Annotated in this window: 9 protein-coding genes; all 9 read right to left on the bottom strand. The window is 38.3% G+C overall.

Annotated elements, in window-relative coordinates:
- Positions 1 to 166: 166 nt before the first annotated feature.
- Positions 167 to 1099, bottom strand: coding sequence for a riboflavin biosynthesis protein RibF (gene ribF, locus OZX56_RS03840; protein WP_277140248.1), 933 nt, complete (start codon positions 1097 to 1099; stop codon positions 167 to 169).
- Between the two features lie 18 nt (positions 1100 to 1117).
- Positions 1118 to 2011, bottom strand: coding sequence for a tRNA pseudouridine(55) synthase TruB (truB, locus tag OZX56_RS03835; protein ID WP_277140247.1), 894 nt, complete (start codon positions 2009 to 2011; stop codon positions 1118 to 1120).
- Positions 2012 to 2053: 42 nt separating this feature from the next.
- A complete protein-coding gene (locus OZX56_RS03830) occupies positions 2054 to 2416 on the bottom strand; it encodes a ribosome-binding factor A (RefSeq protein WP_277140246.1) in 363 nt (120 codons plus the stop codon).
- Between the two features lie 18 nt (positions 2417 to 2434).
- Positions 2435 to 5074, bottom strand: a complete 2640-nt coding sequence (infB, locus tag OZX56_RS03825; RefSeq protein ID WP_277140245.1) for a translation initiation factor IF-2 — start codon at positions 5072 to 5074, stop codon at positions 2435 to 2437.
- A 4-nt stretch (positions 5075 to 5078) separates the two neighbouring features.
- Positions 5079 to 5390 (bottom strand): ribosomal L7Ae/L30e/S12e/Gadd45 family protein, encoded by a 312-nt coding sequence (locus OZX56_RS03820; protein WP_277126564.1) that lies wholly within the window; start codon positions 5388 to 5390, stop codon positions 5079 to 5081.
- 2 nt (positions 5391 to 5392) lie between these two features.
- Entirely contained in the window at positions 5393 to 5689 is a 297-nt protein-coding gene (locus OZX56_RS03815) for a YlxR family protein (protein WP_277140244.1), read from the bottom strand.
- Positions 5690 to 5706: 17 nt separating this feature from the next.
- A complete protein-coding gene (gene nusA / locus OZX56_RS03810) occupies positions 5707 to 6942 on the bottom strand; it encodes a transcription termination factor NusA (protein ID WP_277140243.1) in 1236 nt (411 codons plus the stop codon).
- A 17-nt stretch (positions 6943 to 6959) separates the two neighbouring features.
- Positions 6960 to 7433, bottom strand: coding sequence for a ribosome maturation factor RimP (rimP, locus tag OZX56_RS03805; protein ID WP_277140242.1), 474 nt, complete (start codon positions 7431 to 7433; stop codon positions 6960 to 6962).
- Between the two features lie 102 nt (positions 7434 to 7535).
- Positions 7536 to 11840 carry a PolC-type DNA polymerase III gene (locus OZX56_RS03800; protein ID WP_277140241.1) on the bottom strand — a complete coding sequence of 1435 codons (4305 nt, stop codon included), beginning with the start codon at positions 11838 to 11840 and terminating at the stop codon, positions 7536 to 7538.
- Between the last annotated feature and the right edge of the window lie 5 nt (positions 11841 to 11845).

Here is an 11845-nt window from a genome sequence, read left to right as displayed (position 1 = left end):
GTAAACGGTTACGCTTGAAAGATAACAGCATTGACAATATTTGCCTTGATAAATAAGTAATTTAGGTAATTAAATAACATATATTTGCATATCAATAATAAACCCGATGCAAACAAAAAATTCTCAAATTTAGTAACTCTAAATCTGAGAATTTTTATTAATGTATTTACTTTCTTTGAGCAAAATAGGTCTTAATCTGAACCTCATCCTGTGCCATTTGCTTTTTTAAGCCAGCTAAATCAGCAAATTTAATTTCTCCTCGAGTATATTTATACCATTTAATGACAATTTCTTGTCCATAAATTTCTTGGTCGAAATTAAAGAGATTTGACTCGATAAAAATTTGCTTTGAATCATTGATGGTTACATTATAACCGACACTAGTCATTGAATCATACCATTTACCAGCAACTTTAGTTTTGGTAGCATACACACCAACTTTAGGTATTACCTTGGAATCCTGCCATACCAAATTAACCGTGGGATAACCTAATTTATGACCATTGCGCAAGCCATGCCCAACAACTCCGCTCATAATATAATGCCAACCAAGCAATTTAGTGACTAGCTCCATTTGCCCACTTGTAATAGCTTTTTTGATTTCCGTGGAGCCAATCTTTTCACCATCATATGACTGTTTGGGAATTTCAATAATCTTAAACCGTCCTTTAGCATACTTGGGAAAATTTGCCATATTGGCAATCTTTTTGGGGCCATAAGTATAATCAAAACCTGCTACTACGGTTGTTGCCTGCAGCTTAACAATTATTTGATCAACAAATTCTTGCGCAGACAAGTTGCTAAAGCCAGCATTAAAATGAATTACTAGTAAGTAATCGACACCTAAATGAGCCATTTTATAAGCTTTTTCCGCCAAATTATCAATATATGTGACACTTGCATGTTGATAAACTTCTTTAGGATGACGGTCAAATGTCATTACGGCTAATGGCAAGTCTTGTGCTGCTGCAGCTTGCTTAGCAGTTTTAATCAATTGTTGGTGACCGCGATGAACACCATCAAAAAATCCTAGAGCCAAAACTATTTTACCAGGAATTAAATTTTCTGCGAGCGGATAAGTTAAATGGATAATTTGCAAAATAAGACCTTCATTCACTTATTTATTCTGTAAGAGCATCAAATATGGACGATACTCATTGGACTTTCTTTGATAAATCGCCTTAACCCTATTATTGTATCGTAATGCAACTTGATTTGCATCAATTTCCAAACTAATCGCTGCACCATTTTGGACTTTAAGCCACTGAGATTGCGTTAAATCAACTTGTTGGTAATCTTGGAAAAAGTGCTCAATTGGTTGGATCAAGTCATTAGCCAAACTGGGATCAGCAATAATATCGGCTAACTTGACAGCCTGACTAAGCTCAAAGCCTGAACTAGCACTGCGCCGCAAACTACTCATGACTGCTGGTACCCCTAATTTAGTTCCTAAATCATTAACTAGTGACCGCACATAAGTGCCCTTACTACATTCGATTGCAAATTCGAATCTTTCCTGGCCGCAATTATCTTCAAACTTTGGCTGTCCCAGCAAATCATATGAGACAACCTTAACGACTCGTTTAGGCCGCTCAACTTCAATTCCTGCTCGAGCATATTCATAAAGATGTTTGCCATTGACTCGAACCGCAGAATAAATTGGCGGTACTTGCTCAATTTCACCCACAAATGTTTGCATTTGCTGCTGAATTTTTGCTGCTGAAATCGGTTCAGCTAATTGCTTAGTAGTCAATGTTTTACCACTAATATCATAACTGTCAGTCGCAAAGCCGAAGATCCCAGTTCCTACGTACTGTTTATTTCGTTGATGCATCAACTCAATTAACTTGGTTGCTTGGCCGATCGCAATTGGCAATACACCTGTAACATCAGGGTCTAGTGTACCTGCATGACCGATTTTTTTAATATGTAATACCTTGCGCAATTGATAGACTACATCGGCACTAGTCATTCCTTTAGGCTTGTCAATTACCAATATTCCGTTAAGCATTTTTTACCTTTTCCATTAAAAAAGCGCCAACCGGCGCCTTTGTTAATCATTACGATCCGTGTCTTGTTTTTTTACCTCTGCAATTAAGCGATCGATCTTACTGCCATATTTAACAGAATTATCCCGCTTAAAGATAAGTTCAGGTACCTTGTAGACAGTCAGTACTTGGCCTAACAGATGCCGCATCATTCCCTTAGCTTTATCAAGGCCCGCCATAACTTCAGCTTCTTTTGTTTGATCATCAGAAAGAATACTGTAGTAAACAGTCGCATATGACAAATCATTAGTACATTCAACCGCAGTAATGGTAACATCACTAACGCGTGGATCACGAATATTCTTCCGCAGAATTTTGGTTAATTCGCGTAGGATTTCGCCTTCAACTCGACCGATTCTATGCTTCATCTTTTACCTCTAGTAAAATTACTTATTAGGCTTAACCTCTTGCTGCTCAACAGCCTCAAGTTGATCACCTATCTTAATATCATTATAACCCTCAATAGTCAAACCACAATCAAAACCTTGTTTAACTACCTTAGCATCATCCTTAAATCGCTTAAGTGAAGCTACCTTACCTGAGTAGATTACCACACCATCACGAATTAAGTTAATATCAGAATCACGAGTGACGTAACCCGAATCAACGAATGCACCAGCAATTGTACCAACTTTGGAAACTTTCCAAGTTTCGCGAACTGTCAAACTACCAATTACCTTATCTTCATAAGTTGGTTCAAGCATCCCTTGCATAGCAGCTTCAACATCATCAATTGCTTTATAAATAATACTGTATAGCCTAATATCAACGCCATCTGCTTCAGCCTGTGACTTAGCAGTAGCAGTTGGACGAACATTAAAGCCAATAATAAAGCCATTAGATGCACCTGCTAAAGTAACATCAGAGTCATTTACAGCACCAACACCTGCGTGAACGATATTAACCCGTACGCCTTCAACTTCAATCTTTTCAAGTGATTGTTGCAAAGCTTCAACAGATCCTTGCACATCTGCCTTTAAAACAACATCTACTTCCTTCATATTCTCTTTCTTCATAGTGTCAAAGAGATTATCTAAAGTGACATGTTGTGTATTTTCTCGTGATTGTTGTAAAGCTTGTTGAGCACGTTGCTCACCGACTGCTCTAGCAGTCTTTTCATCATCAAAGACAACTAACTTATCAGCAGATTCAGGTACGTCATTTAGACCCGTAATTTCTACCGGCATTGAAGGGGTAGCAGTTTTAACCTGTCGACCGCGATCATTGGTCATTACCCGAACTCGACCAAAGCGATTACCAACTACAATTGGATCACCAGTATGCAATGTTCCTTGTTGTACTAACAAGTCGGCTACCGGGCCACGACCTCTTGATAAACGAGCTTCAATTACAGTACCAATAGCTTTTTGATCAGAATTAGCTTTTAATTCCATCATATCAGCCTGTAATAGGATCATTTGCAATAAGTCATCAACATTTTCACCAGTTTTAGCAGATATCTTAACGAAAATTGTATCGCCACCATAATCTTCAGGAATCAAATTGTACTTCATCAATTGCTCAGTAACATGTTCCGGATTTGCTCCTGGTGCATCCATCTTGTTAATTGCCACAATTATTGGAACATTGGCACTTTTAGCATGATCAATTGCCTCGATCGTTTGCGGCATAACACCATCATCTGCTGCTACAACTAACACAACAATATCAGTTATTTCTGCTCCTCGTTCACGCATATTGGAGAAGGCAGCATGTCCTGGAGTATCTAAAAAGGTGATTGGCTTCTTATTAATTGATACTTGATAAGCACCAATCTTTTGCGTAATTCCTCCTGCTTCATGATCAGAAACATGAGTATGACGCAGCCGATCAAGCAAAGTCGTTTTACCATGATCAACGTGCCCCATAATAGTTACTACAGGTGGGCGCTTAACTAAATTACCTGATTCCTTAGCTGCGTCCATTCGCTTAGTATACAAAGTATCAATGTCAGAAATATCTTCATGAATTTTTTCTTCAGCATTAATCCCGTATTCTGCAGCAATTAATTCAATTGCATCCTTGTCAAGTGACTGATTTTGATTCGTCATAACGCCAAGCATGAATAACTTTTTCACGATTTCTGCAGGCTCACGGTGCAAAATTTTACCTAAATCTTGCGCATTCATCCCAACTTCATAAGTTAAAGTTTCTGGCAATGGCCGTTCTTTTCTTTGAGTTGGCTGCTTTTTAGGGATTTGTTCAAATTGACGCTTCTTACCCTTACGTTTACGTTTACCTGGACGATCAGTGTGACTACCAAATACCTGATTACGCCCCTTACGTCCTGGCTTACCAGTATTACGACTGTGACCATTACCTCGGCGTTTTTCATCCTTGTCAGGCTCTGCTGTATTTGCTGTAGGCTGACTTGAACTGGCCTTAACTATTTTAACCGTAGCCGCTGATTGATTTTGCTTCATTCTAGCTGGCGAAGGTTTAATAATTTTAGGTCCGCTAACCTTGGTTGTAGCAACTTTCTTTACTGAATCAGCCTTTTTTTCACTAGTCTGCTTTTCATCAGCCGCATTAGGATTTTTCAGGTGCTCATTATAAGCTGCCCTAGCTTGATCAGCCTGCTTATTAAGTGAAGATTGTTCTACACGTTGCTTCTCTTTTAGCTGTTTAAGCAGGTCCTGTGCTGCAGGCTTAGTTGGTTTAGTAGCTGAATTTGAATTGTTCCGCTGACTTCTGCGATCTTGATTGCGATCATTATTGTTGCCACGTCGATTATTGCGCCGTTTTTTATTATTACGATTGCTATTATTGCCTTCATCCGCCTTTTTTTCATTTTTACGGATTGATTTAACTGAAACTTTAATTTTACTGCCTTTCTGCTCAGGCTTCTCTTGCTTTTTAGCGGGAGCGGAGTTATGGAAACTGCCCTTTAATTGATTCACTTGTGAATTTTCTAGTGATGACATATGATTCTTGACATCAAAGCCGAGGTCCTTTGCTTTATTGACCACAACTTTATTATCGATGCCTAATTCTTTTGCGATTTCATAAATTCTTTTTTTAGCCATCCAATCACACTCCTTCATTAATCTTTTGTACTAATGCCCGACTAAAACCGCGATCAGTAAGACCTAATACCTTACGGTTTTTGCCAATTGCCTGTGATAGCTCCATGCTAGTAAAACTTGAAATAACATCCACCTGATTTTGGACAGCATTCCGCGTAATCTTTTCTCGAGTATCATCATGACTATCATTAGCCAAAATAACTATCTTTACCTGCTTTGCTGTTAAACCTGCACTGACCAAGTCAAATCCAGAAATAATTTTCCCAGCCTTTTGAGCAAGTCCTAGCAAGTTTAATGCTTGTTGTTTATTTTGCAAATTTATTGATCACCAAACAATTCTTTTCTAGCTTTTTGATGATCAACATAGGCATAAAGCTCTTCATAAAAAGCATCAGGTACCTTACTACCTAAACTTCGCTGCAAGATGTCTTTTTCTTGGGCAAACTTGATTTTTTCTGGATCAAGCGATACATATGCACCACGTCCTGGTTTTTTGCCCGTTGGATCAACAGAAATATTCTGTTCTTTGTCAATGACGACACGCACTAACGATTTTTTTGGTTGCATAGTGTCAGTCAACAGATCTTTACGCATCGGAATTTTTCTTTTTTTCAAAAGAATTCACCCCCAACTTATTCTTCGTTGATATCTTCACCTTCATCATTAGCAGACTCAGCCGTTTCTGCTTCTGAATCTCTCTGAACTGCTTCATCGTCAGTTGCTTCAACATCCTGCTCTTCAGGTTCAATAACTTCTGTCAGTTCAGTTGCTTCAGATTCTACTTCAGTATCACTGTCTGCATCATCCGGCTTAGTACCTTCATCAACAAATTCAACCTCTGACTCAGGTCTAATATCAATTTTATAATTTGTCAATCGAGCAGCTAAACGAACATTTTGACCTTTTTTACCGATTGCTAGTGATAATTGATAATCTGGCACAATTACCAAGGCATTCTTCTCATCTTCGTCATCACTAAATTGAACGGCAATGACTTCAGCAGGATTTAACGCATTAGCAATAAAATCAGAAGGATCTTCTTCATACTTAACTACATCGATATTTTCACCATCAAGTTCATTAACCACATTTTGTACTCGAGCACCGCGTTGACCGACACAAGTTCCAACTGGATCAATGTTAGGATCATTGGATTTAACCGCAATCTTAGTCCGATCACCTGCTTCACGAGCAATCGAAACAATTTCAACTGTACCATCAAAAATTTCAGGCACTTCTTGTTCAAATAGACGCCTTACCATATTGGGAGCACTACGAGAAACAGTTATTTGTGCACCTTTAGCGTCTGAGCCAACATGAGTTACCAACACGCGAATTTGATCCTGGGGATTATAAGTTTCATTTGGCATTTGATCATTGTGCGGCATGACAGCTTCAACATTACCAATTTTAACATAAACAAAGCGATTATCGCTGCGTTCAACTGTTCCAGTGATCAATTCATCCTCATATTGGGAATATTCATCAATAATATGATTACGTTCAGCCTCACGCAAATGTTGCATAATTACTTGCTTGGCGGTTTGGGCAGCAATTCGACCAAAGTTTTTTGGTGCAACCTCGAATTTGATTTCATCGCCAATTTCGTAAGCTTTATTAATCTCTAATGCATCTTTGAGACTGTATTCAAGGCGATCATCATGAACCTCTTCAACAACAGTTTTAACTGCCAACAGTTTAAAATTGCCTCGACGTTCATCAAATTCAACATCCACATTTTGTGCTTGATTATAATTCTTTTTATATGCAGCAACTAGTGCTGCTTCAATAGCTTCAACAATAACGTCTTGTTTGATGCCCTTGGTTTTTTCTAAAGTAGCAAACGCTTCTAGCATTTCTTTAGACATTAGTTTCATCAGCCTTTCTAAAATTCGATTGCAAAACGAATATTTGCAATCAACTTGCGAGGAATAGTCAACAGTTTTTTTCTTGTTTTAATCTTAATTTCCAACTCTATTTCATCATCATTATAAGATTTTAAAGTGCCTTCATAATTTTTTTCGCCAGCAATTTTTTGGTAAAGACCAACGTGAATATAATCGTCAAGTGCTTTATGCCAGTCTTGCGCGTTCTTTATTGGCCGCTCAACTCCTGGTGAGGAAACCTCTAAAACATAAGGATCAGGTAAAGGGTCTGGATCAAGTTGATCAAGCTTAGCAGATATTAACTCACTAAGTGCCACAATTTCATCCATATCAATACCTTTGTCATGGTCAACATATATTCTTAAATAATGCTGACCTTTTTCTTCTACATATTCAATCTCAACAAATTCATCATTGCGAGCTTCAATGATCGGTTTGATTTCAATCAGAACAAGATCTGTAACTTTTGCCAAATATTTTCCTCCGTAATAAAAAGAGTGAGCATGATAGCTCACTCGAATTACATATTCGAACTTCTTAATAATTATACCACAATTATATGAATACTGCCAAATTTAAAATAAGGAAAGTTGGTTTTGGTCAGGCATCCCTTCCAAAACACCATTTTCATCCAAGTAATCCATAATTGTCTGTGAAACCTTGCCCCGAGTTGCTAAATCCTCTTTAGATAAGAAAGCTTGCTCGGCTCTGGCCGCAACAATTTGCTTGGCTGCGTTATTCCCTAATCCAGGAACCGCATTGAATGGCGCTAAAATAGTATGCTGATCAATAATCTTGAAATTAGTAGCTTCCGATTGATTAAGATCAACCATTTTTATTTTGATGCCTCGTTCCAAACATTCATTAGCAATTTCCAAAACTGTCAATAAGCCCTTATCCTTAGCAGAAGCATCATTGCCTAACTTTTGCAAATCAGCCATTGCCTTTTTGACGGTATTTTTACCATGACTCATTGCTACTAAGTCAAATAAGCTTGCCCGCACAGAAAAATAGGCAGTGTAATAAATTTCTGGATAGTAAACTTTAAACCAAGCAATTCTTAGTGCCATCAAAATATAGGCTGTCGCGTGAGCCTTAGGAAACATATATTTAATCTTCAAACATGAATCAATATACCAATCAGGAATTTGATCATTTTTAGCTAAAACAGCCATGTCATCATCACTAATTCCGCGGCCATGACGCACAGATTCCATTGTTGAAAAAGCCACCTCTGGCTTAACACCCCAGTGAATTAAGTCCATCATAATATTATCACGACAACCAATTACATCTTTTAATTTGCAAGTTCCATTATCAATTAATTCTTCCGCATTTCCTAGCCAAACGTCGGTTCCATGTGATAGTCCAGAAATCTGTAACAATTCAGAAAAAGTAGTTGGCTTAGTTTCCTCAAGCATCCCCCTAACAAACCTAGTTCCAAATTCCGGCACACCAAGTGTACCAGTCTTAGATTGAATCTGTTCAGGAGTGACTCCTAAAATTTTAGGACTAGAAAATAAGGACATTACTCCTGGATCATCTGGCGGGATCGTTAAAGGATCAACTCCAGATAGGTCTTGCAGCATACGAATCATGGTCGGATCATCATGCCCCAAAATATCAAACTTAAGAATATTATCATGAATCGAATGGAAATCAAAGTGGGTCGTTTGCCAAGCTGCATTCACATCATCAGCTGGATATTGGACAGGCGTAAAGTCGTAAATATCCATATCATCAGGAACCACCACAATTCCAGCAGGATGCTGTCCCGTGGTGCGTTTTACCCCACTAACTCCAGCTGCTAACCGGTCAAGCTCAGCACCACGCAAATTTAATTCTTTTTCCTCATCATAATGCTTAGCGTAACCATATGCAGTCTTGTCGGCAACAGTCGCAATTGTTCCTGCTCGATAGGAATTGTCTGGACCAAACATTACACGGATAAAGTTATGAGCAACAGGTTGATAGTCCCCTGAAAAGTTCAAATCAATATCTGGAACTTTATCCCCATGAAACCCTAAAAAAGTTGCAAAAGGAATATCTTGACCATCTTTAACTAGCTCAGTACCACATTCAGGACACTTTTGATCAGGTAAATCATATCCAGAACCATACTCACCATTTTCAAAGAACTTAGAATACTTACATTTTGGACAGCGATAATGTGGAGCCAGTGGATTTACCTCAGTAATCCCTGACATTGTAGCCACTAAACTTGAACCAACTGAACCACGCGAACCGACTAAATAACCATCTTTATTCGACTTAGCAACTAATCTTTGTGAAATCAGATAAATGACAGCATAGCCATTGGAAATAATCGAATTCAATTCCATTTCCAGTCGATCTTGCACAATTTTAGGTAGCGGATTGCCATATAGCGCGTAAGCCTCATCATAAGTCAGCTGTTTCATTTCTTCATCGGCATTGTCAATATGCGGTGGATAAAGGCCATCCTTAATCGGCGCAAGTTCCTCTACACTAGCAGCAATTTTATTTGGATTAGTAATGACAATTTCTTTAGCAATTTCTTCTCCTAAAAAGCTAAATTCGTCCAGCATCTCTTGTGTACTATAAAAATGTTGATCAGGTTGCGGATCATTACGGGCTGGATTACTTCTTTGAGCTGAAATTAAGATTTTCCGATAAATTGCGTCATGCTCTTCAACATAATGAGCATCCCCAGTTGCCACTACTGGCTTATGCAACTCTTGACCTAATTTATAAATATTAGTCAAAATCTCTTGTAGCTCAGCCTCATCAGTAATTAAGTGATCTTCAATTAGTTGAGCATAGCTCTTAGGAGGTTGGACTTCCAAATAATCATAAAAACGAGCTTTCTTGCGAGCTTCGTCGTATCCCTTTTGCATCATAGCTACAAAAACGTCGCCCTCGCTGCAACCTGAACCATACAATAATCCTTCATGATACTTAGCTAGCTCAGATTTAGGCGTACGAGGAATCCGATAAAAGTTAGTCGTGTTCGCAATTGATACCAAACGATACATATTTTTAAGTCCAGCCTGCGTTTTAGCTAAAATTGTCATATGCGTTGGTCTTGCACGCTTATAGACTTGTCCTTGAACAGCGTAATCATTCATTTTGCCCAAATCATCTTCATTGAATCTTTTGGTAAAGGCTTCTAGCAACTTAAACATTAAATAACCCGTTGCCTCAGCATCTTGGTTAGCACGGTGATGATGTTCCAGCACAACATTGTATTTTTTAGCTAAGGAATCCAAAGTATGCCTCGTTTGCTCCGGATGTAATAAACGTGAAACTTCCAGCGTATCGACCACTGGTTGGGTAATTTCAGATAAACTTGCCCGCCTAAGCGCAGCATTAACAAAGCCAACATCAAATTGAACATTATGACCGCATAAAGGACGATCGCCATAAAAATCTTGAAATTGTTTAATTACTACAGCCTCATCGTCAGCAGCTGTGACCATTTCATCAGTAATAGAAGTCAGATTAATAGTCTGTTCACTCAAGGGATGGTGCGGATTAATAAACTTGTCAAAGCGCTCAAGCACTTCACCGTTCTTCATTTTAACTGCACCAATTTCGATCATAGTATCGTACACAGAGGATAGTCCTGTTGTTTCCACATCAAAAATTACAAATTCTTGATCACGATATGTCATTGAAGCAGGATTGAGCACTAATAATGCGTGATCATCAATCATATTTGCCTCAACACCATAAACGATTTTAATATCGTTCTTTTTACCGGCTTCATAGGCTTCCGGGAAGGCTTGAACATCGGCATGATCCGTAATTGCAATTGCTTTTTGACCAAATTTTTTAGCCGTCAGAATAAAATCAGTTGCGTTATTAGTTGCGTCTAACTGACTCATATTAGTATGCAAATGTAGCTCCGCACGTTTTTTTTCGCCAGTGTATTCTTCCTTACGTCCAACATGCTCAACGATTTCAAAACTACTGATATTAAAAACCAAATCATGGCTCCACTGATCATCAGCTACTGAGCCTTGCATCTTTGCCCAAGTTCCTGACTTTAAGTCACTGATACTAGCAATCTGATCTTTATTAGCAACAAACTTCTTAAATGCAACAGAATTGGTATAGTCAGTGATTTCTCCTGTGAAAATAATCGCTCCAGACTTCAATTCACGCATATCTGTATTAAAGATATTTCCTTCAATAACCACGTTTCTAGCGCCATCTGCGATATCATCAATTTGGGTAATCGGCAAACTTTGATCTAATTTTCGACTGCCATAACGCGTCTTTTTGGTTGGATAAGACTGTGCCTGTGGTTTTTTTGGAGGGGTAGCATTATAAGCCTCCTGCATGGTTTGCTCATGTGCTTCTTGCAACTGCTGCAAACTCTCCAAATTACTTTGAGAATTATTTTCATCCATCTGAGTAACAAACTTCAGGTTAAAAAAGCCAAAATCACGCATTTTCTCAGCTAGCTGATCAAGCATCTTCTGCTCAATCAGACCGTCAACTACTAAATTATCTACCGGAATAATCCAACGTTCCTGCTCTTTTTTAGGTTGATGTGAAGCAATAAATTCCCGAGCAACGGTTTGTAAAAATTCAGCATTTTGCACAGCATAATGCCAGTAAGAAGTTAAATAATCATCCGCACCATCTTGAGACCGGACAAAAAGCTGAGTATCAACAAATGAAGCAAAACTAGTCGTAATTGCTTCATTTAAAGCTTGATAGGTTTCAAATTTTAAGGGTGTAGCAAAAAGAACATGGATATCCCACCTATGTTCTTTAGCATATACATCCACGTTCTCGATTTCGCCTTGTTGCAAGATTTCATTATCGGCAAACTGCTTAGGAAAATGAATCTGTTCTAAAAGACGTAAAAAAAGCTTATTTTTATTAGTCACAAAAA

It is taken from the genome of Lactobacillus sp. ESL0684 (assembly GCF_029392675.1).
In the GTDB taxonomy this organism is placed as follows: Bacteria; Bacillota; Bacilli; order Lactobacillales; family Lactobacillaceae; genus Lactobacillus.
This window is presented reverse-complemented; position numbering and strand designations above follow the sequence as displayed.